Source organism: Selenomonadales bacterium 4137-cl (genome assembly GCA_032334055.1).
Lineage (GTDB): Bacteria > Bacillota > Negativicutes > Sporomusales > UBA7701 > Anaeroselena > Anaeroselena agilis.
The window spans coordinates 4,287,889-4,312,756 of record JAUOZS010000001.1; the positions used below are offsets into that span (position 1 = coordinate 4,287,889).

The 24,868-nt window shown below is 59.9% G+C and carries 28 protein-coding genes; 27 read left to right on the forward strand and 1 reads right to left on the reverse strand.

Annotated elements, in window-relative coordinates:
• Positions 1-8: 8 nt before the first annotated feature.
• The 23 genes from pseB (at position 9) to Q4T40_22060 (ending at position 18,422) form a co-directional block, all read left to right on the forward strand.
• Positions 9-995, forward strand: coding sequence for a UDP-N-acetylglucosamine 4,6-dehydratase (inverting) (gene pseB / locus Q4T40_21950; protein MDT8903904.1), 987 nt, complete (start codon positions 9-11; stop codon positions 993-995).
• Positions 992-2,152 carry a UDP-4-amino-4,6-dideoxy-N-acetyl-beta-L-altrosamine transaminase gene (gene pseC / locus Q4T40_21955; GenBank protein MDT8903905.1) on the forward strand — a complete coding sequence of 387 codons (1,161 nt, stop codon included), beginning with the start codon at positions 992-994 and terminating at the stop codon, positions 2,150-2,152. The genes pseB and pseC overlap by 4 nt, the downstream gene beginning before the upstream one ends.
• A complete protein-coding gene (locus Q4T40_21960; GenBank protein ID MDT8903906.1) occupies positions 2,149-2,880 on the forward strand; it encodes a glycosyltransferase family protein in 732 nt (243 codons plus the stop codon). The genes pseC and Q4T40_21960 overlap by 4 nt, the downstream gene beginning before the upstream one ends.
• Before the next feature lie 18 nt (positions 2,881-2,898).
• A complete protein-coding gene (locus Q4T40_21965) occupies positions 2,899-3,513 on the forward strand; it encodes a pseudaminic acid biosynthesis-associated methylase (GenBank protein ID MDT8903907.1) in 615 nt (204 codons plus the stop codon).
• A 15-nt stretch (positions 3,514-3,528) separates the two neighbouring features.
• On the forward strand, positions 3,529-4,674 hold the full coding sequence (locus tag Q4T40_21970) for an N-acetyl sugar amidotransferase (GenBank protein ID MDT8903908.1): 1,146 nt from the start codon (positions 3,529-3,531) through the stop codon (positions 4,672-4,674).
• A gap of 14 nt (positions 4,675-4,688) precedes the next feature.
• Positions 4,689-5,318, forward strand: coding sequence for an imidazole glycerol phosphate synthase subunit HisH (gene hisH / locus Q4T40_21975; GenBank protein MDT8903909.1), 630 nt, complete (start codon positions 4,689-4,691; stop codon positions 5,316-5,318).
• Between the two features lies 1 nt (position 5,319).
• Complete coding sequence (locus Q4T40_21980; GenBank protein MDT8903910.1) at positions 5,320-6,099, forward strand: imidazole glycerol phosphate synthase cyclase subunit; 780 nt, start codon at positions 5,320-5,322, stop codon at positions 6,097-6,099.
• A 24-nt stretch (positions 6,100-6,123) separates the two neighbouring features.
• Complete coding sequence (gene pseG, locus Q4T40_21985) at positions 6,124-7,182, forward strand: UDP-2,4-diacetamido-2,4,6-trideoxy-beta-L-altropyranose hydrolase (protein ID MDT8903911.1); 1,059 nt, start codon at positions 6,124-6,126, stop codon at positions 7,180-7,182.
• The gene (gene pseH / locus Q4T40_21990; GenBank protein ID MDT8903912.1) at positions 7,169-7,732 is read left to right on the forward strand and encodes a UDP-4-amino-4,6-dideoxy-N-acetyl-beta-L-altrosamine N-acetyltransferase; all 564 of its coding nucleotides are present in this window, start codon (positions 7,169-7,171) and stop codon (positions 7,730-7,732) included. The genes pseG and pseH overlap by 14 nt, the downstream gene beginning before the upstream one ends.
• The gene (gene pseI, locus Q4T40_21995; protein MDT8903913.1) at positions 7,725-8,792 is read left to right on the forward strand and encodes a pseudaminic acid synthase; all 1,068 of its coding nucleotides are present in this window, start codon (positions 7,725-7,727) and stop codon (positions 8,790-8,792) included. Before pseH ends, pseI begins: the two co-directional genes overlap by 8 nt.
• 115 nt (positions 8,793-8,907) lie before the next feature.
• Entirely contained in the window at positions 8,908-9,273 is a 366-nt protein-coding gene (locus Q4T40_22000; GenBank protein ID MDT8903914.1) for a flagellar protein FlaG, read from the forward strand.
• 32 nt (positions 9,274-9,305) lie between these two features.
• Complete coding sequence (fliD, locus tag Q4T40_22005) at positions 9,306-11,165, forward strand: flagellar filament capping protein FliD (protein MDT8903915.1); 1,860 nt, start codon at positions 9,306-9,308, stop codon at positions 11,163-11,165.
• A gap of 29 nt (positions 11,166-11,194) precedes the next feature.
• Positions 11,195-11,752, forward strand: a complete 558-nt coding sequence (locus Q4T40_22010; protein MDT8903916.1) for a hypothetical protein — start codon at positions 11,195-11,197, stop codon at positions 11,750-11,752.
• A gap of 66 nt (positions 11,753-11,818) precedes the next feature.
• Positions 11,819-12,211, forward strand: a complete 393-nt coding sequence (gene fliS, locus Q4T40_22015) for a flagellar export chaperone FliS (GenBank protein MDT8903917.1) — start codon at positions 11,819-11,821, stop codon at positions 12,209-12,211.
• Positions 12,211-12,549: a hypothetical protein gene (locus Q4T40_22020; protein MDT8903918.1), complete on the forward strand. Its 339-nt coding sequence runs from the start codon at positions 12,211-12,213 to the stop codon at positions 12,547-12,549. Before fliS ends, Q4T40_22020 begins: the two co-directional genes overlap by 1 nt.
• A gap of 71 nt (positions 12,550-12,620) precedes the next feature.
• Positions 12,621-13,700, forward strand: coding sequence for a hypothetical protein (locus tag Q4T40_22025; GenBank protein ID MDT8903919.1), 1,080 nt, complete (start codon positions 12,621-12,623; stop codon positions 13,698-13,700).
• A gap of 524 nt (positions 13,701-14,224) precedes the next feature.
• Positions 14,225-14,518: a zinc-ribbon domain containing protein gene (locus tag Q4T40_22030; protein ID MDT8903920.1), complete on the forward strand. Its 294-nt coding sequence runs from the start codon at positions 14,225-14,227 to the stop codon at positions 14,516-14,518.
• A gap of 263 nt (positions 14,519-14,781) precedes the next feature.
• A complete protein-coding gene (locus tag Q4T40_22035) occupies positions 14,782-15,555 on the forward strand; it encodes a basic amino acid ABC transporter substrate-binding protein (protein ID MDT8903921.1) in 774 nt (257 codons plus the stop codon).
• Between the two features lie 206 nt (positions 15,556-15,761).
• Positions 15,762-16,427, forward strand: coding sequence for an amino acid ABC transporter permease (locus Q4T40_22040; GenBank protein ID MDT8903922.1), 666 nt, complete (start codon positions 15,762-15,764; stop codon positions 16,425-16,427).
• The gene (locus tag Q4T40_22045; protein ID MDT8903923.1) at positions 16,414-17,133 is read left to right on the forward strand and encodes an amino acid ABC transporter ATP-binding protein; all 720 of its coding nucleotides are present in this window, start codon (positions 16,414-16,416) and stop codon (positions 17,131-17,133) included. Before Q4T40_22040 ends, Q4T40_22045 begins: the two co-directional genes overlap by 14 nt.
• 145 nt (positions 17,134-17,278) lie before the next feature.
• Positions 17,279-17,476 carry a cold shock domain-containing protein gene (locus Q4T40_22050; protein ID MDT8903924.1) on the forward strand — a complete coding sequence of 66 codons (198 nt, stop codon included), beginning with the start codon at positions 17,279-17,281 and terminating at the stop codon, positions 17,474-17,476.
• A gap of 149 nt (positions 17,477-17,625) precedes the next feature.
• Positions 17,626-18,153, forward strand: a complete 528-nt coding sequence (gene raiA, locus Q4T40_22055; protein MDT8903925.1) for a ribosome-associated translation inhibitor RaiA — start codon at positions 17,626-17,628, stop codon at positions 18,151-18,153.
• A gap of 80 nt (positions 18,154-18,233) precedes the next feature.
• Positions 18,234-18,422, forward strand: coding sequence for a hypothetical protein (locus tag Q4T40_22060; protein ID MDT8903926.1), 189 nt, complete (start codon positions 18,234-18,236; stop codon positions 18,420-18,422).
• Positions 18,423-18,470: 48 nt separating this feature from the next.
• Here the strand turns inward: Q4T40_22060 and Q4T40_22065 are convergent, their stop codons facing one another.
• The gene (locus tag Q4T40_22065; protein MDT8903927.1) at positions 18,471-18,686 is read right to left on the reverse strand and encodes a hypothetical protein; all 216 of its coding nucleotides are present in this window, start codon (positions 18,684-18,686) and stop codon (positions 18,471-18,473) included.
• A 271-nt stretch (positions 18,687-18,957) separates the two neighbouring features.
• Between Q4T40_22065 and Q4T40_22070 the strand changes: the two genes are divergently transcribed.
• The 4 genes from Q4T40_22070 to Q4T40_22085 all read left to right on the forward strand — a co-directional run bounded on the left by Q4T40_22070 (position 18,958) and on the right by Q4T40_22085 (position 24,599).
• Entirely contained in the window at positions 18,958-19,851 is an 894-nt protein-coding gene (locus tag Q4T40_22070) for a cupin domain-containing protein (GenBank protein ID MDT8903928.1), read from the forward strand.
• Positions 19,852-20,084: 233 nt separating this feature from the next.
• Positions 20,085-22,592: a preprotein translocase subunit SecA gene (gene secA, locus Q4T40_22075; protein MDT8903929.1), complete on the forward strand. Its 2,508-nt coding sequence runs from the start codon at positions 20,085-20,087 to the stop codon at positions 22,590-22,592.
• A gap of 190 nt (positions 22,593-22,782) precedes the next feature.
• Positions 22,783-23,896 (forward strand): peptide chain release factor 2 gene (gene prfB, locus Q4T40_22080; protein MDT8903930.1). Its coding sequence is split into 2 segments (ribosomal slippage): positions 22,783-22,854 and positions 22,856-23,896, totalling 1,113 coding nucleotides; the frame shifts between segments, so codons are not numbered across the junction.
• 37 nt (positions 23,897-23,933) lie between these two features.
• Complete coding sequence (locus tag Q4T40_22085; GenBank protein MDT8903931.1) at positions 23,934-24,599, forward strand: DUF2993 domain-containing protein; 666 nt, start codon at positions 23,934-23,936, stop codon at positions 24,597-24,599.
• Positions 24,600-24,868: the final 269 nt, after the last annotated feature.

Genomic DNA, 24,868 nt, shown 5'->3' on the forward strand with positions numbered 1-24,868 from the left:
AGGTTCTCATGTTCACGGACAAAACAGTTCTCATCACCGGCGGGACTGGATCTTTCGGCAAGCAATGCGTCAGGGACGTCCTGGCACAGTTCAAACCGCGGCGCCTCATCGTCTATTCGCGCGACGAACTCAAACAGTTCGAAATGCAGCAGGAATTCGCCGGCGACGAAATGCGCTTCTTCATCGGCGATGTCCGCGACCCGGAGCGCCTCAAGCAGGCCATGCGCGGCGTCGACTTCGTCATCCACGCCGCGGCGCTCAAGCAGGTGCCCGCCGCCGAGTACAACCCGATGGAGTGCATCAAGACCAACATCTACGGGGCGGAAAACGTCATCAAAGCCGCCATCGACAACGGCGTCAGGAAAGTCGTCGCCCTCTCCACCGACAAAGCGGCCAACCCCATCAACCTCTACGGCGCGACCAAACTGGCCTCCGACAAACTTTTCGTAGCCGCCAACAACATATCGGGTGAAGGCGGCACAAGATTTTCCGTCGTCCGCTACGGCAACGTCGTCGGCTCGCGCGGCTCCGTCATCCCGTTCTTCAAGAAACTGGCGGCCGGCGGCGCCTCCGAACTGCCTGTCACCGACGACCGCATGACCCGCTTCTGGATTACCCTGCCCCAGGGCGTGCAATTCGTGCTCAAAGCCTTCCAGCGCATGCAGGGCGGGGAAATATTCGTTCCCAAGATCCCCTCGATGGGGATCGTCGACCTCGCCAAAGCGATAGCGCCCGGCCTGCCGATCAAAATAATCGGCATCCGCCCCGGCGAAAAACTCCACGAAATCATGTGCCCGGCCGACGACTCCCACCTGACGATCGAATTCGAAGACCACTACGTCATCAAGCCGACCATCACTTTCTTCAGCCCGCTGGATTACAGCGTCAACCAACTGGGCGAGCGGGGGCGGCCGGTGCCGCAAGGCTTCGAATACAACTCCGGGAGCAACCGGGAATTTCTCACCCCCGACCAACTGCGGGAGATGATAAAATGATCCCCTACGGGCGCCAATCGATCAGCGACGACGACATCGAAGCCGTGGTCCGCGTCCTGCGGTCCGACTGGCTCACCACCGGGCCGAACGTCAAAGAATTCGAAGACAAAGTCGCGCGCTACTGCGGCGCCCGCCACGCCGTCGCCGTCAACAGCGCCACCTCGGCCCTCCACATCGCCTGTCTGGCCGCCGGCCTTGCGCCCGGCGACACCCTTTGGACCTCGCCCAACACCTTCATCGCGTCAGCCAACGCCGCCCTGTACTGCGGCGCGGAAGTAGACTTCGTGGACATTGATCCCCGCACGTACAACATCAGCGTCGCATGCCTGGAAAGCAAACTGGCCGCCGCCGAAAAGGCGGGCAAACTGCCAAAGGCGGTTGTCCCCGTGGACTTCGCGGGCCAATCCTGCGAAATGGAACAAATCCGCGCCCTGGCCGACCGCTACGGCTTCACCGTCATCGAAGACGCCGCCCACGCCATCGGCGGCCGCTACGGCGAACGCAAAACCGGCGACTGCGCCTACGCCGACATGACCGTCTTCAGCTTTCATCCCGTAAAGGTTATCACCACCGGGGAAGGCGGCATGGTTCTAACCAACAACGACGAACTTTACGGCAGGCTTGCCAGGCTGAGGAGCCACGGCATCACCCGCGACCCGGCGGAAATGTCCGGCGGCAGCGACGGCCCGTGGTACTACCAGCAACTCGACCTCGGCTACAACTACCGGATGACCGATCTCCAGGCCGCGCTCGGCAGCAGCCAGATGGACCGCATCGACCAATTCGTCGCCCGGCGGCGGGAAATCGCCGCCCGCTACACCCGTGAGTTCGCCAGCCTGCCTGTCATAACTCCCTATCAGCGGCCGGAAACCCGGTCGGCCTGGCACCTGTACGTCCTTTGCCTCGACCCCGCCCGGACGGCAAAGAGCCGGTCCGAGGTCTTCGCCCGCCTCGTTGCGCTGGGCATCGGCGTCAACGTCCACTACATACCTGTTCACACCCAGCCCTACTTTAGGCGGCGGTTCGGATTCCAGCCGAACATCTGCCCCAACGCCCTCGCTTACTACGACGCCTGCCTCAGCCTGCCGATCTTCCCCGGTCTCACGGACGACATGCAAACCCACGTAATCGCGAGCGTTAAAGAGGCGCTGCGATGAAAACCGTTATTATCTCCCAGGCCCGCATGACCTCCACCCGCCTGCCGGGGAAAATTCTGAAAGAGGTGCTCGGCAAACCGCTGCTCGAATATCAGCTGGAACGCCTGCGGCGGGTCGCCAATGCCGACGCGGTCGTGATCGCCACCACCGTCAACCCCGCCGACGACCCTGTCGCCGAGCTGTGCGGCCGTCTCGGAGCGCCCTGCTTCCGCGGCCCCGAGAACGACGTGCTCGCCCGCTACTATCACGCCGCCCGCGAGCACGGCGCCGACACCGTCGTCAGAGTGACCTCCGACTGCCCGCTCATCGACCCGGCCGTCGTCGCCGCCGTGATCGGCAAGTTCAAACGCGAGCCGCGGCAGTTCGACTATGTCGCCAACGTCCTTGTCCGCACATATCCCCGCGGCATGGACACCGAGGTATTCTCCATGCAGGCGCTCGCCGAAGCCCATCGCGAAGCAACGCTGCCGGCGCACCGCGAACACGTCACCCCCTTCATCCACAGCCAGCCGGCGCGTTACCGGCTGAGCAACGTCGAGAACGACACCGACTGCAGCCGCTACCGCTGGACAGTCGACACCCCCGAAGACTTTGACCTCATCAGCAAAATCATCGCCGCCGTCTGGCCGGCACGGCCGGAATTCACCCTGGCCGACTGCCTGACGGCCTACCGGGACCACCCCGAATGGCTGGCAATCAACAGCCACATCGAACAGAAAAAAGTCTAGAAGGGGCTGAGCCAACCGATGTACAAAACCGAGCAGGAAAAATTCTGGGCCGGGCAATTCGGCGACGAATACGTCGAGCGCAACCGGGGCGGAGATATAATCGCCAGCAACACCGCCATGTTTGCGCGGATCATGGCGCGAACGAACGGCGTAAAATCCCTCATCGAATTCGGCGCCAACATTGGCCTCAATCTTATCGCCATCCGCCAGCTTTATCCGGACATCGAGCTTTCCGCCATCGAAATCAACGAAAGAGCGGTTGCCCGGCTGACAGCCCTCGAATACATCAAGACCTACCCCATGTCCATCCTCGACTTCGCCGGCGACTACCAGCGCGACTTTGCCCTTATCAAAGGCGTCCTCATCCACCTCAACCCCGACGTCCTTCCCCAGGTCTACGATCTCCTCTACCGGACAAGCAAGCGCTACATCTGCCTGGCGGAATACTACAACCCGGCCCCGGTCGAAATCTCCTACCGCGGCCATAGCGGCAAACTGTTCAAACGCGACTTCGCCGGCGAAATGCTTGAGCGGTTCGCCGACCTGAAGCTTATCGACTACGGCTTCGTCTACCACCGGGACCCGAACTTTCCCCAGGACGACCTCACCTGGTTCCTGCTGGAAAAAAAGTAATGTTGGGGTGATACGATGCGCTACTGTAACAAATGCGTTATGCCCGATACCAAGCCGGACCTCAAATTTAACGACCAGGGCGTCTGCAGCGCCTGCGAAAGCTTCGCCCAGCGTAAGGAAGTCGACTGGGACGTCCGAAAACTCGAACTGCAGACAATCCTGGACAAATACCGCTCCAAGGACGGGACGAACTGGGACTGCATCGTTCCGGTCAGCGGCGGCAAAGACAGCCACTACCAGGTAATCCGCATGCTGCAGCTGGGCATGAACCCGCTGTGCGTCACTGCCACCACCTGCCACCTCTCCGACATCGGCCGGCGCAACATCGAAAACCTCAAGGCCCTGGGCGTCGACTACGTCGAATTCACCACCAACCCCGTCGTCCGGAAGAAACTCAACCGCATCGGCCTCACCCAGGTGGGCGACATTTCCTGGCCCGAGCACTGCGGCATTTTCACCATCCCTGTGCGCGCAGCCGTCCAGTATAACATCCCCCTCATCATTTGGGGGGAAAACTCCCAGAACGAATACGGCGGCCCGGCGGCGGCGGCGGAAAACAACATTCTCACCCGGCGCTGGCTGGAGGAGTTCGGGGGGCTGCTGGGGCTAAGGGTATCGGACCTCATCGGCCTCGACGGCATCGAAAAAAGACATCTCATCCCCTTCACCTATCCCTCGGACGAAGAACTGCAGCGGGTCGGAGTCACCGGGATCTTCCTCGGCCACTACCTGCCGTGGGACGGCTACGCCAACGCGCTCATCTCGCAGGCGAGCGGCTTCGCCACCCTCCAGACCACCGTAGAAGGCTCGGTCGTCAACTACGAAAATCTGGACAACTACCAAACCGGCATTCACGACTACTTCAAATATCTTAAATTCGGCTTCGGCCGGGCGACCGACATCGCCTGTCTCCACCTGCGCCGCGGGCGGATCACCCGCCAGGACGCCATCGAAATGGTCCGCCGCCATGACGGCAAATTCCCCTGGACGTACCTCGGCAAGCCGCTGGAGGAAATCCTGGCGCCGCTGGATCTTTCCCTCGACGAATTCATAAAAATCTGCGACCGGTTCACCAACAAAAAGATATTTCTTACTGACGCCAAAGGCAACCTCGTCAAAGACCGGCACATGAACCTCGCCAAAAAGCATCATCCCGAGTAAACAGGAGAAACGCCATGCATGTGCTAGTGATCGACTACGGAATGAGCAACCTCGGCTCGATAAGGCGGGCCCTCGAAGAATGCGGCGCCTCCGTCGTCGTCTCCGACGACCCCCGCGATATCCAAAATGCCTCCCATATCGTCCTGCCGGGCGTCGGCGCCTTCGGCGACGGCATGCGGAACTTGAACGACCAAGGCTGGACGGAGAAGCTGCGGCAAACGGTCCGCGAAGACGGCATCCCCTTGTTGGGCATTTGCCTCGGAATGCAACTGCTGGCCGACAAGGGCCACGAAGGGGGCGAACACGCCGGACTCGGCCTCGTGCCCGGGGAAGTCCGGCGCTTCGTCGCGACCGCCGATCACGAACGGATACCGCATGTCGGCTGGAACGAAATCAAGCGGACGGCGGACAGCCCGTTGCTCGACAACATCGGCGACGGCACCGACTTCTACTTCGTTCACAGCTACCATTTCGTCGCCGGCGAACAGCGCTGCGTGCTTGCCACCACACCCTACTGCGGCACCTTCCACGCGGTGGTCGCCAAGGACAATGTCTTCGGCGTCCAGTTCCACCCCGAAAAAAGCGGCCCGATGGGGTTCAGGCTGTTGAGCAATTTTCTCAACTTCTGGCAAGTGGAGGCCTAGCATGCTGAAAACACGCATTATTCCCACCCTCCTGTGGAAAGACGTCGGCTTGGTCAAAGGCGTCGCCTTCGACAGCTGGCGGCGCATCGGCACCGTCATGCCGGCGGTCAAAGTATACAACACCCGCCAGGTCGACGAACTGATGCTGCTCGACATAACGGCGACCGAACAACAGCGCGAGCCGGACTACGACACCATCAACGAAATCGCCGCCGAATGCTTCGTGCCGCTCACCGTGGGCGGCGGGATCCGCACCATCGATCACATCAAAGATCTCCTGCGGGCCGGCGCCGACAAAGTCTGCATCAACAGCGCCGCCTTCGACACCCCGGAACTGATCGCCGAAGCGGCCGGCAAATTCGGCACCCAATGCGTGGTCGTCAGCCTCGATGTCGCCAAAAACCCTGCCGGCGAATACGAATGCGTCAGCCTGTCGGGCAAACGCTTCACCGGCCGTCCGCCAGAGGAATGGGCCCGCCGGATGGAAGAACTGGGCGCAGGGGAAATACTGCTCACCTCCGTCGAACGCGACGGAACCATGCAGGGATACGACATCCCGCTTATCAAACAAGTCGCCGGCCTCGTAAGCATACCCGTCATAGCGTCGGGGGGGGCCGGCAACTACCACCACATGTACGAAGCCATCGCCCACGGCAACGCCTCGGCCGTCGCGGCGGCCAGCATCTTCCACTTCACCGAGCAGACACCCCTCGAAGCCAAACAATACCTGGGCTCAAAAGGAGTGCCGGTGCGCAACATCAACCTGAGGCAGCCCGCCTGACAGCCGGCTAAAGGGAGAAATGCCATGAACATCGCCATTCGCGCCGACGCGTCGACAGCCATCGGCATCGGTCATCTCATGCGGTGTCTCACCATGGCCGAAGAACTGAAAGAAAAAAGCTGCCGGGTACTGTTCATCTCCCGGCGGCTGCCGGACAACGCCGCCGCGGCGATACGGGCCAAACACCGCCTGCGGCTCCTCCCTGACGACCTTTCCTGGGAGGAGGACGCCGAACTGACCGGTGACATCCTCCGCCGCGAAAGCTTCCGGACGGATCGGCTCATCGTCGACAACTACCGCCTCGACGCCCGCTGGGAAACTAGCCTGCGGCCCTATTCCGGGAAAATAATGGTCATCGACGACCTCGCCGACAGACCCCACGACTGCGACCTGCTGCTCGACCAAAACTACTACCGCGACGCCGAAAACCGCTACGACGGCCTGCTGCCGGGCCACTGCCGGCGCTTTTTCGGGCCGCGGTTTGCGCTGTTGCGCCGCGAATTCCGGGAAGCGCGCAAACGAACCGCGCCGCGTGACGGGAAAATACGGCGACTGTTCGTCTTCTTCGGCGGCACCGATCCCACCGGCGAAACCCTCAAAACCCTCACCGCCCTCCGCGAATGGTGCCGGCCGGACATCGCCGCCGACATCGTCGTGGGCGGCGACAACCCGCGCCGCGAAGAAATCCGGCAGGCGTGCGCAACCCTGCCGCAGGCAACCTTTCACTGCCAGATCGACAACATCGCCGCCCTCATGGCCCACGCCGACCTAGCCGTCGGCACCGGCGGCACCGCCAGCTGGGAACGCTGCAGCCTCGGTCTGCCGGCCCTTCTCGTCGTCGCCGCCCCCAACCAGGCGGAAGTCGCCGCCAACCTCCACGCCGCCGGCGCCGGCTGGCTGCTCGGCGACAGCGCGACCGTAGCAGCCGGCGACATCGCCGCCGCGCTGGAAAAAGCCGCCGCCGACCAACCGGCGGTGCGCCAGGCGTCGCAGCAGGCCGCGCGGCTCATGGGCGAGCCCGGCTTTGACGGAATGGACGCCATACTTCAGGCACTCATGGAGGATGATCATGCTGCGCTATGAAGACTGCACGCTCCGCCCCATCGCGGAAAGCGACCTCGACATCATGCTCGCCTGGCGCAACTTGCCCGCCATCAGGCACAACATGTTCAACGACCACACCATAACCCCCGAGGAGCACCGCGCCTGGTTCGAACGGGCCCAAAACTCCCGGCTCAGCCGCCATCTGCTCTTCCTGCACCGCGACCGGCCGCTCGGCGCCGTAAACATCAGAGGCATCGACCGCGTCAACGGCCGCTGCATCTGGGGCTTCTACATCGGCGACCCCGACGCGCCGCGCGGCAGCGGCACCGCCATGGCCTGCCTGGCGCTCGACCACATCTTCGGCGACCTCGGCATGCGCAAAATCTGCAGCGAAGCCTTCGCCTTCAACGACGCCAGCGTCAACTACCACCGTAAACTCGGCTTCCGCGAGGAAGGCCGGCTCAGGGCCCATCAGATAAAACAAGGCAAATACGAAGACATCATCATCTTCGGCCTCTTCCGGCCCGAATGGGAGGAAACGCGTCCCAGACTGCTCGAAACTCTGCGGGAGGTGAGTCGCAATGGCTGAATTCTTGATCGGCGACCGCGCCATCGGCGCCGGCAGCCCCCCGTTCGTCATCGCCGAAATGTCCGGCAACCACAACCAATCCCTTGAGCGCGCCCTCGCCATCGTCGACGCCGCCGCCCGGGCGGGCGCCCACGCCCTCAAAATCCAGACCTACACCCCCGACACCATGACCCTCGATCTCGACCGGGGCGAATTCCACATCGGCGACGCCAACAGCCTCTGGCAGGGCAAATCGCTCTATAAACTCTACCAGGAAGCCCACACCCCCTGGGAATGGCACCGGCCCATCCTCGACCGCTGCCGCGAACACGGCCTGCTCGGCTTCAGCACCCCCTTCGACGAAACCGCCGTCGACTTCCTCGAAACCCTCGACGTTCCCTGCTATAAAGTCGCCTCCTTCGAAAACACCGACCTGCCGCTGATCCGCAAAATCGCCGCCACCGGCAAACCGGTCATAATCTCGACCGGCATGGCCACCGCCGCCGAACTCGACGAAACCGTCCGCCACGCGCGGGCCGCCGGCTGCCGCGACATCGTCCTTCTCAAATGCACCAGCACCTACCCCGCGACCCCCGAAAACTCCAACCTGCTCACCATCCCCCACATGCGCCAGCTGTTCGCCTGCGAGGTAGGCCTGTCCGACCACACCATGGGGGTGGGAACGGCGGTAGCCGCCGTCGCCCTCGGGGCGACCGTAATCGAAAAACACTTCACCCTCGCGCGCGCCGACGGCGGCGTCGACAGCGCCTTCTCGCTCGAACCAGCCGAATTCTCCGCCCTCGTCGCCGAAACCGAGCGGGCCTGGCAGGCCCTCGGCGCCGTCCGCTACGGGCCGTCCGACAGGGAAAAGGCGTCGTTGCAGTACCGCCGGTCGCTCTACGTCGCCCGCGACATGAAAGCCGGCGACACCTTCACAGCCGGCAACCTGCGGGCGATCAGGCCTGGCAACGGGCTGGCGCCCAAATACTACAACCTGCTCCTCGGGAAAAAAGTCATCCACGACGTAAACGCGGGAACCCCCGTCAGCTTCGATTTGGTCATGGAAATGGAAGACAAATAGCAAAAACGGCGAAATGCGGCGGAAATCCCGCCGCATTTATTGTTGAAAATGCTAAAGAAATCGACCGTTTCCTTCGATAATATTTATACCGGTAGTATTTTGCGAGGTGATTCACATGGAAGTGAATAAAATCAATCCGGCCGTTTTGCCGGACCAGGGAATGTCCGGCGCCGCTGTTGATGCCAAGGTATTCAAGGGAAACCCCGACGCCCAGCAGAAAATGCCCGCAAAACAGTCATCACCCCAGGAGGACCCGACCCCGGAGGAGATGGAAAACGTCACAGACGCCATGAACAAATTCATGGAGTCGCTCAACGCCGACCTGCAGTTCGCGATTCACGAAAAAACCAACCGCATGATGGTCAGGGTGGTCGACGTCAAAACCCATAAAGTGCTCAAGGAATTTCCGCCGCACGAACTGCTCGACACCCTGGCTGCCATCAGCGAATACGTGGGAGCGCTCCTCGACAAAAAAGTCTGAGGGCTTCCAACGGTTAGATTGGAGGGATACTTATGGTCATGCGCACATACGGTCTGAGCGGTTCGGGAATGGATATCGATTCGCTCGTCAAAGACCTGATGAAAGCCCGCAGAGCGCGGTACGACAAAGTTCAGCAGCAGAGAACCCAGTTGGAGTGGAAAAAAGAAGACTATAACTCCATCTACACCCTCGCGCAGAATTTCCGCAACACCGACCTCGCCAACTTCCGCAAGCAGAGCAACCTGTCCCCGAAGCTGGTATCGTCCACCAACGACGCGGTCGTGAGCGCCACCGCCAACGGGGCGGCGGCCAACATCGAGCACTCCATCGTCGTCAGCCAACTGGCCGGCGGCGTCAAAATGACCAGCAGCGACGGCATCACCCCCACAGGCAACTACAAAGGCTCGCTGACCGCCCAGTTTGGTATCGCCGCCGGCACCACCCTCGACTTCACCATCAACGGCAAAAACATCAAAGTCAACGTCACCGATACCACCACCCTCAACAACGTCGCCAGCAGCATCAACCAGGCGGACGCCGGCGTAAAAGCCAGCTATGACGCCACCCTTGACAGATTCTTCCTTTACACCGACAAAACAGGCGCCGCCGCCACAATCAACTTCAACGGCACCACCGACGGGGGAATGGACTTCCTGTTCAACACCCTCAAACTCGGCGGTTACTCACCCGGTCTGAACACCATCGGCGAGGTCAGCCGCAACACCGTGGACGCCGCCGACTACGGCACCAAAACCCTCCAGGAACTGTACGGCATCAGCGGCGACTTCCAGCTAAGCATGACCGACAACGGCGTCGCCGACACCATCGACATCGCCGCCAGCGACACCCTCAGCGTCGCCCTCGACAAAATCAACGCCAAACTGGGCGCAGGCGCCGCCACCTACGACGCCGGCACTGGCCGGATCACCGTCAAAGCCGTCGATCCCGACCACGCCTACACCCTCGACGGGGCGGACGCCACCGGCAAAGCCTTCCTCCAGGACAACCTCGGGCTTGTCTCCATGGTCCAGAACGGCCACGACGCCGTCTTCAACCTTGACGGCGTGGATCTCACCCAGGCCGCGAACACCTTCACCGTCTCCGGCGTCACGTACAACCTCAAATCGGTCAGCCTGACAAATCCCGACACCGGCTCCCCTATAGCGACCTCGGTCAACGTCAAGGCGGACATCGAAAAGACCATCGACGCGGTCCAGTCGTTCGTGGACATATACAACAGCTTCATCTCCGTCATCAACAAAGAAGTCAACGAAGACCGCTACCGCGACTACATGCCCCTCACCAGCGAGCAGAAAGAAGCCATGAGCGACAGCGAAGCCGCCGCCTGGGAAAAGAAAGCGCGAAGCGGCATACTGCGCAACGACTCCATTCTCTCGTCCGCCCTCACGACAATGCGACGCAATATTTCCACCCCCATCAGCGGGCTGAGCGGGAAATACACCTCCGCTTCGAGCATCGGCGTCAGGACCGGCTCCTATATCGACGACGACGGCAACCTCACATCGGAATACGGCAACGGCGGGAAACTGTACGTCGACGAAGACGACCTGCGGGCCGCCCTTGAGGAAGATCCCGACGTCGTATACAAAATCTTCGGCAACACCGAAAGCACAACCGGCGTCGCCGGCCGCCTCTACGACCAGTTCGACGAGGCGCTGAAGCAACTGCGCACCGAAGCCGGCTATCCCAACACCACCGATACGACCAGCTTTTTGGCCAAGCGCCTGCAAAACTACGACAAGCAGCTAGTCTCCATGAACGACCAGCTGACAATGATGGAAAACCGCTATTACCGGCAATTCGACGCCATGGAAGCGGCGCTCGCGCAGCTCAACAAGCAAAGCTCGTGGCTGAGCCAGCAATTCAGCTGATAAACTAACCGACACGGGGGCCGAAAGACATGGCAATCGCGGGACTTTCCGGAAGCAGTGTTGAATACTACGCCCGGCTCAGCGCCGAAAAGGAGACGATCAAAAACCAGGCCGCCAACCTGGAAAGCGCCGCCAAGAAAGTCGAAGACAGCATCGACGCATTCAGCCCGAACGGAATGTTTACCAACCTCTACATAACCAACAAAAACAGCTCCGCGTTCCGGGATTTCTCGGCCAACGCCCTTCGCGGACTGGTCAAAAGCTATAACGAGCTCAACGAGGTGAGCGCATCCTCCGACCGGCTGAGCGACGAAGGCAAGGCGCTGCTCGACAAGGCGAAAGCGCTGTTTGCCGGCCCAAACGCCGAATTGTTCCGGGAGATGGGGCTCGAAATGAACGCCGCCACCGGGACAATGACGTTCGATGAGAATCGCTTTGCCGACAGACTGGCCGCCGATCCTTACGAAGTCAAACGGCTGCTCTGCGACCGCAACAGCCTGGGCTCGGTGCTGCAGCAAGTCATTGAAGACATTGCGGCCAGGTCCACCCAAGGCTATTTCAACTCCTCGTTCATCATCAATGCATAATCCGGCCCGAAACCATCGGCCCGCCCATACCGCCACGACAATTCAGCACGCAGGAGGAAGATACACATGGATGCTTCCACGACCGCCAGCACCTACAGGACCCAGCAAATAATGACCGCCTCCCCGGAAGAACTTACCATGATGCTGTATAACGGCGCCATCCGCTTTGTCAACGAAAGCATCCAGAGCCTTGAGGCGGGCAATCTGGAGAAATCGAACAACGCCAACATCCGGGCCCAGAATATCGTCCGCGAATTTATGGCCACCCTCGACATGCGGTACGACATCGCCAAAAACCTCATGGCCCTCTACGACTACATCGAATATTGCCTCATCCAGGGCAACGCCCATAAAGACAAATCCCAACTCGAACAGGCCCGGTCGATGCTCCAGGAGCTCCGCGACACCTGGGCCGAAGCAATGAAACAAGTAAGACTGGCAAAGGTGGTCGGTAGATAATGGTAGTGAAGTCGGCGAAAGACCTGTGGTGCGACTATCTGTTCCTGACGAGGGAAATGGCTAAATTCCTCGCGAAAGAGGATCTGGAAATGTTCCAAAACCTGATGGACCAGCGGGAACGCCTCCAGCAACTGATAGACGACAACGCCGACAATCATTTTGCCGCCTCCGACGAGGGACGGAAAATCCTCACCCTGATCCGCGACACCAACACCGGCATCTCTCTCGCCATCAACGGCCGCTACAGCCGGAACAAAAAAATCGACCTCGTCGACCAGGCCTACGCCGGAGGCAACGCGCCCCCCGCCGCCGGCAGCCGGATGAACAGAATGGGCTGACACGCACATCGGCGGGTAACGGAATACCCGCCCGGATAAATCGATCATCCGAACTCACGGAGGAGAGAACGATGAAAATCGATAGCTACGCCATCTCCATGTCCAGTCAGCACCGGCAGACCGAAACCGACCTCCGGCAGGAAAACCTGCGCTACTGGACCGGCGACCGTCAGAACCAGACCGCCGCGTCGCAGCTCGGCCAGGTTGCCGAACAGGCGAGGCAAGACCTCGTCGAAATATCCGACGCCGCCAGACAACTGCTTGCCGGCCAAACCGCGGGCGCGGTCGAAGCCAGCGACGAAACCGATGTTTTCGAACTGAGCGACACCGACAAGCTGAAGATCCAGATGATTCAGGATTTCATCGAGCGACTAACCGGCAAAAAACTCAAAATCCAAATCCCCGAAACCCGCAGAATCAAGCTGGACATCGCCGCCGAACTGCTCGGCCTGCGCCACAGCGCCGCCCAAGCCCGGCCGCGTTACGGCTGGGGCCTCGCCTACGACCTTCACGAGCGGCACTACGAATCCGAGCAGACGACCTTCGCCGCCTCAGGCTCCGTCAAAACGGCCGACGGCCGCGAAATAAACTTTGACATCGCCTTCGCCGCCAGCCGCGAATACGCCTCCGAAACCAACGTCAGCATCCGGGCCGGCGACGCCCTCGTCGACCCGCTCGTCATAAACTTCGCCGCCCCCGCCGCCAGCCTCACCGCCGCCAAATACGCCTTCGACCTCGACGCCGACGGCGACAAGGAACAGATCTCCTTCGTCGGCCAGGGCAGCGGCTTCCTCACCCTCGACAAGAACGGCGACGGCATCGTCAACAACGGCAGCGAACTCTTCGGGCCCGAGAGCGGCAACGGGTTTGCCGACCTGGCAGCCTATGACGCCGACGGCAACAACTGGATCGACGAAAACGACCCTATCTACGCCAAACTCAGCGTCTGGACAAAAGACGAAAACGGCAACGACCGCCTCCTCGCCCTCGGGCAGACCGGCGTCGGCGCCATCTACCTCGGCAACGTCGACACCGACTTCAGCTACAAAGACACCGCCAACCAGCTTCAGGGCCAGCTGCAGCGCAGCGGCGTATTCCTGAGCGAAGAGGGCGGGGTGGGGACTATTCAGCAAGTCGACCTAGCAGTATAACGGGCCGTTGATAAAGCCCCATCTGCGCACTTGTTCCTGCGGGCGCTCGCTAGCCTATACCACGCGGCGCTGTTTTCGCTCGCGTTCCCGGCATCGCCACGCATCCGGGCCTATCCGAACGGCCACAAAGTTTATTGAGGATACACTTTCCAAGGCCCGGCGAATGCCGGGTCTTTTCCGCTTCGGCACATAACCACGCGGCAATTGCCTTATTTTTTTACTTGCTTTTTTTTGCCACCCTCCTTATAATTTGGGGTAAAGGAACCCTTTTGCTTAGGTCTGTGGTTGAAAATCGATGCCAGTCGCAGGCGAAACGATCCACGTAAGGGGCCCAAAGAGGTCTTGAGCATGGTGCGGCTTAGAAGTAAGCCCTGCCGGCGGGCGCTTAGGCGCAGCGGCCGAGAGAAGTAGTAGTGAGGGGATTGAATTCCTAGTAGCGAACCTTCCAGCAGGCGGGTGTGGGGGAAAAGACCAGGTCGGCTAAGCAATGGTCCTTTAATTTGAAGGTGAGGGGATTTCGAGGAATGGCTTTCGAGGACAAGACCTTAAAGTGCAAAGACTGCGGAGGAGACTTCATCTTTACGGCCGGAGAGCAGGAGTTCTATGCCGAGAAAGGCTTCGAGAACGAACCTGCCCGCTGCCGGGAATGCCGCGATGCGCGCAGGCGCAGCCGGGATGGCGGCGAAGCCAGAGCCCCGCGGGAAATGCACGAAACTGTCTGTGCCGAGTGCGGCATCGTCACCCAGGTGCCCTTCAAACCGCGCAACGACCGCCCCATATACTGCCGCGAGTGCTTCAACGCCAAAAAACAAATCTGACGCCCAACAACGCCCGGAGCTAATCCGGGCTTTTTTTGTTCCCGGCCTAAACGATGGCTTTTTTCGATCACCACAGACTTATCCCCAGACCAAATCGCCGCAAATAAGATTATCAACACATTTATCCACATTATCCACAGACGCGAGATGAAGAATTCTGTGGAAAAATGTCCAAGAATAAGCGTGATTGCGTGTTGATTATTTATGCATGTTATCGTATAATTATAATCGTTGCCAAACACACTATACCGGGAGGGACCACCATGTCCAAGAAAACCATCGCCATCGCGCTCACCGTAGCGCTCGCCTTCTCCTTGCTCCTCGCCGGCTGCGGCGGTAAGACCCCCCAGCAGGCCAAAGTCCTCAAAATTGGCACCGACGCCGCCTTCGCCCCCTTCGAATTCCAGGACGAAAAAAGCAAGGAATACATCGGCTTCGACATCGACCTCATCAAAGCCATCGGCAAACAAATGGGCTACGAAGTCAAAGTGCAAGGCATGGGCTTTGACGGCCTTATACCCGCCCTCGAAGCCGGCCAGATCGACGCCGCCGTCTCCGGCATGACCATCACCGAAGAGCGCGGGAAAAAGGTCAACTTCTCCAAACCCTACTACACCTCCGGCCTGTCCATCGTCGTCAAGCAGGACAATGCCGCCATCAAAGAATTCAAAGACCTTGAAGGCAAGCGCCTCGCCGTCCAGATCGGCACCACCGGCGCCAACTTCGCCAAAAAAGTCAAGGACGCCAAAGTCCGCGAATTCAACACCGCCCCCGAGGCCTTCCTCGAACTCAAAGCCGGCGGCGTCGACGCCGTCATCAACGACCTGCCTGTCAACGAATACTACATCGCCAAAACTGGCAGCAAAGACGCCAAAATTGTCGGCAAGCCCCTCAATTCGGAAAACTACGGCATCGCCACCGCCAAGAAAAACACCGAACTGGCCCAGAAAATCGACAAAGCTCTCGAAGACCTCAAAAAAAGCGGCGAATACGACAAGATCTACGAAAAATGGTTCGGCAGAAAACCGGTCAAATAAGGCAAATGATACTCAGGGCGCGAATAATTCGCGCCCTTCCTGTCGGCGGTCGATAACCCCCAACCCGCCACGGTTGACACCTCAACCCCGTGTGCTATAATCATAAATGGTGTATTAATATTCAGAGGCCGCCCGGAAAGCACCTCCGCGGTGCGGGGAGCGCTCCTGGCGGTCTTAGTCATTCTCTGTCGTAATGAGGTGAAACCATGAACTTCGATGTCGAACTGATCGTCCGCTCCTTCCCGCTCCTGCTTGCCGGCGCCGCCGTCACCATCCAGATCACCGCCCTCAGCGTCGGCTTCGGCCTTCTCATCGGCATGTTCGTCGGCATCGCCCGCCTCTCCAAAATCCTGCCCGTAAGGGTCGCCGCCGCCGTCTACGTCGACTTCATCCGCGGCACCCCGCTCCTCGTCCAGATATTCCTCATCTACTTCGCCCTGCCCATCGTCCTGGGAACACGCATCGACCCCTTCGTCGCCGCCATCACCGCCTGCAGCATCAACAGCGGCGCCTATGTCGCCGAAATCTTCCGCGCCGGCATACAATCCATCGACAAAGGCCAGATGGAAGCCGGCCGCTCCCTCGGCATGACCTGGCCGCAGACCATGCGCCACATCATCCTTCCCCAGGCCTTCAAACGCGTCATCCCGCCCCTCGGCAACGAATTCATCGCCATGCTCAAAGACTCCTCGCTCGTCTCCGTCATCGGCTTCGAAGAACTAACCCGGCGCGGCCAGCTCATCATCGCCCGCACCTACGGCTCCTTCGAAATCTGGCTCACCGTCGCCTTCATCTACCTCCTCATGACCCTCACCATCTCCCGGCTCGTCGCCTACCTTGAGAGGAGGTACAAAATCGATGATAAACATTGAGAACCTGCATAAATACTTCGGCAAACTCCACGTCCTCCGCGGCATCGACGCCCGCGTAGCCGAGGGTGAAGTCGTCGTTATCATCGGCCCCAGCGGCTCAGGCAAAAGCACCCTCCTCCGCTGCATCAACTACCTTGAAGAACCCAGCTCCGGCCAGATCACCGTCGACGGCATCCCCCTCAGCGGCCAGGCAAACATCAACAAAGTACGCGCCGAAGTCGGCATGGTCTTCCAGCGCTTCAACCTCTTTCCCCATATGACCGTCCTCGAAAACATCATCCTCGCGCCCGTCGTCGTGCGCAGACAGGCAAAAGGCGAAGCCCAAGAAACCGCCCTCGCCCTCCTCGCCAAAGTCGGCCTGTCAGACAAAGCAGCCGCCTATCCCGAACAGCTCTCCGGCGGCCAGCAGCAGCGGGTCGCCATCGCCCGGGCGCTTGCCATGCACCCGAAAATAATGCTCTTCGACGAACCCACCTCCGCCCTCGACCCGGAAATGATCAAAGAAGTCCTCGACGTAATGAAGACCCTCGCCCGCGAAGGCATGACAATGGTCGTCGTCACCCATGAGATGGGCTTCGCCCGCGAAGTCGGCGACCGCGTCATCTTCATGGACGAAGGCCGCATCGTCGAACAGGGAAACCCCGAAGAATTCTTCGCCGGCGGTCGCGAAGAACGCACCAAGGCCTTTTTGTCGAAAATTCTGTAAAAGGCATAAACTGCCCCCGCGATGGCCATAAATGCCCGTGATAGGCGGCCGGAAGCCGCGTTGACACATCTATCCAGGTGTGCTATAGTAGTGGCTGTGGCCATAAAAGTGGTCCGGTAACAACTGTTAGGAGGAATTCAGCAACATGATCGGCAAAGTCAAATGGTTCAGCGCGGAAAAAGGCTACGGCTTCCTTGAAAGAGAAGACGGCGGCGACGTCTTCGTTCACTTCTCCGCCATTCAGACCGAAGGCTTCAAAACCCTCAACGAAGGCGAGAAGGTGGAATTCGAAATCGTCGACGGCGCGCGCGGACCGCAAGCCGCCAATGTATTGAAAGTGTAAATGCTTGTCCGACCCGGCCCTCGCGGCCGGGTTTTTGGTTATCCGGCTGGCGGCAACCGGACAATTTCAGGCGCCGCAATTATTAGACAGGAATTTTTTACTTTCTAGGGAATAATATTAGTAAGATTTCCGGAAGGGAGATGGGGTCTGTGGCAATTACTGTACGAGGCAAAAACATCGACATCACACCACCGCTGAAGGACTACGTCGAAAAGCGCGTAGGGAAAATCGCCAAATACTTCGAAAACCTTGGCGAGATAACCGTAGTCCTCACCGTCGCCAAAGGCCGGCACATCGTCGAAGTGACCGCGCCCCTGAACGGCATGCTGCTGCGGGGCGAGGAATCCACCACCGACATGTACACCTCGATCGACCTTGTCATCGAAAAGCTGGAGCGGCAGATTGAAAAATACAAAACCAAGCTCGCCCGCAAACTCAAAACAGGCACCTTCAAGGGCGAACCCGGTCCCGCTCCGCGCGACCTCGACGACGAAGAATTCCGGGTCGTAAAAACCAAGCGCTTCGCCATCAAACCCATGACAACCGAAGAGGCCATCATGCAGATGAACCTCATCAACCACGACTTCTACGTCTTTTCCAACGCCGACACCGAAGAGGTCAACGTCATCTACCGCAGGAAAGACGGCGGCTACGGCCTCATCGAGCCGGAATTCTAGCAAAGCGCGCCGGCACCCGGGGAACTACCGGGTGCCGGCCTTATCACGCGAAAAAGGGAAGGGGAGGGGAGAAGAGGGCAATGACAGTAAACCGCAAGTACTTCCGCATATTTCTCGTATTCCTGATCCTCTTCGGCGCCTACCAGATATACGAAATCCTCACAATAAAACAGCCGGTCATCTCCAAAAACATGATCATCGCCTTCGCGCTCCTCATCGCCATCATCGTCGGCAGCGCCGTCTGGTTCCTCAGGAACACTAAGAAATAGCAATCGGCCGTTTATAAACGAAAGCACCCGTCAGGGTGCTTTTCTCGTTCACTTCGTCCTCACAACCTTCATCCGCCGACTGGCGACGATCTCCGCCAGGCTTACCTGCTCCAGCTCCCGCGCCTTCAGCGCGAACTCCTCGCGCGTGAACACGCCCTTGTCGATCAAAAGCTCTACCAGCACCGCCACCGCCAGCGTATTCTTATAATCCGTATCCTTCAGATCGGCGATATGGCCGGCGATCTCCAGCACGCTCAAACTCATCGGCAACCCCCTCCCGGGCATGAAACTTTCCTCCCCACATTCATGCCCCAAACGGACACATTCTATACATATGCCCAAACCGGCGCAGATTGCCGCTTTTTTCCTCCCGCCGGCCATGTTGCGGCATATGAAAAACTCATCGTATGAAACGGCTTCCAAGAGGCATTCTTCCATTTATAGGGAACAAACAACACAGCAAAGGCCCCGGCCCCGCAACACAGCGCCGACGCCTGCGCCCTGTTCGCACGGACAAAGCAAAAGGAGGATTGCAATGAAAAAAGGTCTCATCCTTACCCTGGCATGCATGCTCCTCATTGCCGGCTCGGCTTTGGCCGCCCCCGGCCCGGTGGTAGGCGACGCCAAACTCCTCGACACCTCGTTCGACAAAGGCGTCGTCATCAGTCTCGACGCCTTCTTCGCCGAGCATCCCCTCAAAGCGGGCGACGCCACCCGCGGCGACACCGTCTTCAAATCGCCGCGGGTCGAAGTCGTCCTCGTCACCAACCGCGGCCCGCTGATCGACCTCCACTACCACGCCACCTGCGAAGAAACCGTCTTCGTCTACAAGGGCCAGGGAGAAATGTTCATCGACGGCAAATGGACACCCGTCAAAACCGGCGACCTCCATGTCAACCCGCGCGGCGCCATCCACGCCACCCGCGTCACCGGCGACGAAGACATGAACGTCGTCTGCTTCTTCACCGCGCCCCAGGCCAGCGGCAACGACAAAGCCTTCATCCCCAACCCCGGCAAATACGAAGGCACCGGCATCGGCGCTCCCACCCTCCTCGACACCCAATTCACAAAGAACTTCGTCCTTAACCTCGACCAATTCTACGCCGAGCATCCCCTTAAACCGGGCGAGGCCACCCGCGGCGACACCGTCTTCAAATCGCCCCGCGCCGAAATCGTTCTCGTCACCAACCACGGCCCCCTCATCGGCAGGCACTACCACTCCTCCGCCGAAGAAATCGTCTATATCCACAAAGGCCAGGGCGAAATGTACATCGGCGGCGAATGGGTACCCGTCAAAGGCGGCGACCTCCACATCAACCCGCGCGGCATCTACCACTCCACCCGCGTCACCGGCGAAGACCTCAACGTCTTCTGCATCTTCGCCCCGCCGCAGGCCGGCGGCAACGACAAAACCTTCCTCGACAAATAAAACCGAAATAAGGCAAGCGTGCGAACAGGAAAGGCGGCCCGGCCATCCGGGCCGCCTTTCTTTCCCACCGCCGATGCTTACTTGCCGTCCAAGCCGCATATACTATCACTGGTCGCCGGCTTTCGTTCCGCCGCGCCAGGGGAGAAGGCGTCGGCCTTGGATGCCGTCCTTTTGACTAATCATGGATATTCTGATAAAATTTCTAAGATAGGTTGTAAAGGAGATGAGACCCATTGCTTAAATTCCTCAAGAGCCTTCTCGGCGACGACAACGAGCGGGAAATAAAGCGCTTGATGAAATACGTCGATCAGATCAACGCCTTCGAGCCTGAAATCGAACGCCTCAGCGACACCTCCCTGGCCGCCAAAACCGGCCAGTTCAAAAACCGCCTCGCAGCCGGCGAAACCCTCGACGACCTCCTGCCCGAAGCCTTCGCCGTCGTGCGCGAAGCCTCGCGGCGGGCCACCGGCATGCGCCACTTCGACGAACAGCTTCTCGGTGGCATGGTCCTCCACGCCGGCAACATCGCCGAAATGCGCACCGGCGAAGGCAAAACCCTCGTCGCCACCCTCCCCGTCTACCTTAACGCCCTGTCCGGCGCAGGCGTCCACGTCGTCACCGTCAACGACTACCTCGCTCGCCGCGACAGCGAATGGATGGGCAAGGTATACCGCTTCCTCGGCCTCACCGTCGGCCTCGTCGTCCACGGCCTCGACTTCGCCGAGCGCCGCGCCGCCTACGCCGCCGACATCACCTACGGCACCAACAACGAATTCGGCTTCGACTACCTCCGCGACAACATGGTCGTCCACCCCGACCAAATGGTCCAGCGTCCCCTCAACTACGCCATCGTCGACGAAGTAGACTCCATCCTCGTCGACGAAGCCCGCACCCCGCTCATCATCTCCGGGCCGGGCGAAAAATCCACCGACCTCTACTACGTCCTCGCCAAAGTCGTTCCCCGCCTCAAAGAAGGCGAAGACTACACCATCGACGAAAAGGCCCACACCGTCGCCCCCGGCGAAAGCGGCATCGCCAAAGTCGAAAAAGCCCTCGGCGTCAAGAACCTCTACGAAAACGAAAACATGCAGCTCTCCCACCACTTCAACCAGGCCCTGAAAGCTCACGCCCTCATGAAACGCGACCGCGACTACGTCGTCAAAGACGGCGAAGTCATCATCGTCGACGAATTCACCGGCCGGCTCATGTTCGGCCGCCGCTACTCCGACGGCCTTCACCAGGCCATCGAAGCCAAGGAAGGCGTCAAAATCGAGCGCGAAAGCCAGACCCTCGCCTCCATCACCTTCCAGAACTACTTCCGCATGTACAAAAAACTCGCCGGCATGACCGGCACCGCCAAGACCGAAGAAGACGAATTCCGCAAAATCTACGGCCTCGACGTCATCGTCATCCCCACCCACCGGCCGATGGTCCGCGAAGACCTGCCCGACGTCATCTACAAAACCAAGCGGGCCAAATACAAAGCGGTCATAAACGACATCATCAAATGCCACTCCCAGGGCCAGCCCGCCCTCGTCGGCACCACCTCCATCGCCCAGTCCGAAGAACTCAGCAACCTTCTCAAAAAACAAGGCGTCGAGCACAACGTCCTCAACGCCAAATTCCATGAGATGGAAGCGGAAATCATCGCCCAGGCCGGACAGCGCGGCGCCGTCACCATCGCCACCAACATGGCCGGCCGCGGCACCGACATCGTCCTCGGCGAAAGCGTTCCCGAACTCGGCGGCCTCCACATCATCGGCACCGAGCGGCACGAAAGCCGCCGCATCGACAACCAGCTCCGCGGCCGCAGCGGCCGTCAGGGCGACCCCGGCTCCTCGCGCTTCTACCTCTCCCTCGAAGACGACCTCATGCGCCTGTTCGGCTCCGAAAATATCTCCTCCATCATGGACAAACTCGGCATGGAGGAAGACGAACCCATCGAACACGCCCTCATCACCCGCTCCATTGAGACCGCCCAGAAGAAAGTCGAAGCCCGCAACTTCGAAATCCGCAAACACGTCCTCGAATACGACGACGTCATGAACCAGCAGCGCGAAATCATCTACGGCCAGCGCCGCAAAATCCTCATGGGCGAAGACCTCAAAGAAAACATCTTCCACATGATCGACAAACTCGCCGACCGCGGCATGGAACTCTACGCCAACGAAAAGGTCTACCCCGAAGAATGGGACTACGACGGCCTCATCGAATACTGCGACAACATCTTCACCCCCGTCGGCCACCTCAAAAAGGACGAGCTCGCCCGCCTGAGCCGCGAAGAACTCAAAGACGCCCTCATGGACGCCGCCCGCGTCGGCTACGAAGCGCGCGAAGCCCTCTTCGGCGCCGAAAACATGCGCGAACTCGAAAAAGTCGTCATGCTCAAGGTCGTCGACAACAAATGGATGGACCACCTCGACGCCATGGATATGCTCCGCGAAGGCATCGGCCTCCGCGCCTACGGCCAGAAAAATCCCCTCATCGAATACAAAATCGAAGCCTTCGACATGTTCCAGGCCATGATCGACGCCATCCAGGAAGACATCGTCCGCTACATGTACCGCGTCAACATCGTCACCCAGCCCGAAGACCACCTCCAGCACGCCCAAGCCGCCCACGGCGGCGAAGAAGCCGCCACCCGCCAGCCGGTCGTCAACAAGGACCAGGTCGGCAGGAACGACCCGTGTCCGTGCGGTTCCGGGAAGAAATACAAAAAATGCTGCGGCGCCGCCAAATAGGCTGTTGAAAAATCGCGCCCAGCGATGTGCCCGCAGGGGGGAGGCCGCGGTACTAAGCGCTAAAGCGCTAAGAACTGCGCACGTGCTCCTCCGGTGCGCCTTGCTATGCTTGCTTCTGAACAGCCTTTGGTTTGGCAACATTTTGGACTACTTTATCACTACAAACAATATACTTTAGGGAGAGATCGAATTGCTATTGGAAGATTTGCGACGGGAAGTGGATCAACTGGCCGTGAGGCTGGAAGAAACGAGGGCTTCTCTTTGACGTTGCCGGCAAAGAGAGTCAGATAGCCGCCCTCGAGCACAAGCTCGCCGCCCCCGACTTCTGGGACGACCCGGCCTCCGCTCAGAAAACAATGCAGGAACTCACCCGCCTCAAAGACAGCGTCGGCCAGTACGCCGACCTCGCGAGCCGCTACAGCGACACCGCCACCTTGTGGCAGCTCGGCATGGACGAACACGACGAAAGCGTCTACCCCGAAGTCGCCGAAGCCCTCGCCGCCATGAACAAAGAACTCGACCACCTCGACATCACCCTCATGCTCTCCGGCGAATACGACGCTTCGAACGCCATCGTCACCCTCCACGCCGGCGCCGGCGGCACCGAAGCCCAGGACTGGGTCCAGATGCTTCTTAGGATGTACGTCCGCTGGGCCGAAAAAAACAACTTCAAAGTCGAAACCCTCGACTTCCTCGCCGGCGACGAGGCCGGCGTCAAAAGCGCCACCCTCCTCGTATCCGGCCAGAGCGCCTACGGCTACCTGCGGTCCGAAAAAGGCGTCCACCGCCTCGTCCGCATCTCGCCCTTCGACGCCTCCGGGCGGCGGCACACCTCCTTCGCCGCCGTCGACGTCATGCCCGAGGTCGACGACAGCATCGAAGTCACCGTCAACCCCGCCGACCTCAGGGTCGACACCTTCCGGGCCGGCGGCGCGGGCGGGCAGCACATCAACAAAACCGACTCCGCCGTCCGCATGACCCACCTTCCCACCGGCGTCGTCGTCCAGTGCCAGAGCGAACGCTCCCAGATCCAGAACCGCGAACAGTGCATGCGTCTTTTACGCGCCAAACTCTTCGAACTCGAACGCCAAAAACGCGAGGAAAAGAAAGAAGAGATCGGCGGCGACTACCAGGCCATCGAATGGGGCAGCCAGATCCGCTCCTACGTCTTCCACCCCTACAGCCTCGTGAAAGACCACCGCACCGGCGCCGAAACCGGCAATGTTCAGGCAGTCATGGACGGCGAAATAGACGCCTTCATCGAAGCCTACCTCAAGAGCGGCGGCAAAAGCGCCGCGGAATAGGAGGCGTTGCCTTCTGAAACGCCTGACCACAATCCTCTTGCTGATAATAGCCGTCATCGTCGCCGGCGAGGTAGCCATACCCTCGCTCGTCGGCAACCTCATAGCCCGGGGCATGACCGGCGCCACCGGCAGCAGCTCCGTCTCCGCCCAGGTCGCCAAGCGCCCGGCCTTCCTGATGTTCGACGGCCGCTTCGACAGCGTCCGCATCCACGCCAACGACTCCAAAGTCGACAAAATCACCTTCGCCGAACTCGACGCCACCCTCAAGGACGTCGCCCTCGACATGCCCGCCCTCATTACCCAGGGCAAAGTCGCCTTCCGCGGGGTGCGCGACGTCGACCTCACCGCCGTCATCACCCAGGACGAACTCAGCCGCTTCCTCAACCAGACCGTCAAAGGCGTCAAGAACGCCAAGGTCAGAATCGAGCCCGACAAGATCAACGTCAGCGCCAACTTTATCCTTGGCCAGATTGCCAGCATCGCCATCGCCCTCGACGGCAAAGTCGTCGGCGACGGCCACCGGATCAAATTCGTCACCGACCGTTTCCTCATCAACAACACCGCCGTAGGCAACATCGGCGGCTCCGTCCTCACCGAAATCCCCCTCGTCGACCTTCGGAAGCTGCCCTTCGGCGTCAAAGCCAAAAAAGTCGTCATGGACGCGGGGAAGATAACCATCACCGCCGACAACCGAACCCCGTGAATGTTTGACCCGGCAACTCCGCCGGGTTTTCCGTTCTCCATCCCCGACGTTCCCGTGCTTCACGCGCTGCCCGCCGGGGAGCAACGCCGCAGATTGACTTTTTAAGAGCAGCCACAGCTTGTTTTCCCGATACCAGGCAGGACATTTTTGCCGAGTGGCAGAATAATGTAATGTTTCGCATCTTTGCCAGACCACTGCATAAATGATGGTTAAATAAGGAAAAATATAGTGCCGCGCTCCCTGCCGCAGCCGCGCCAATCATAAACAAG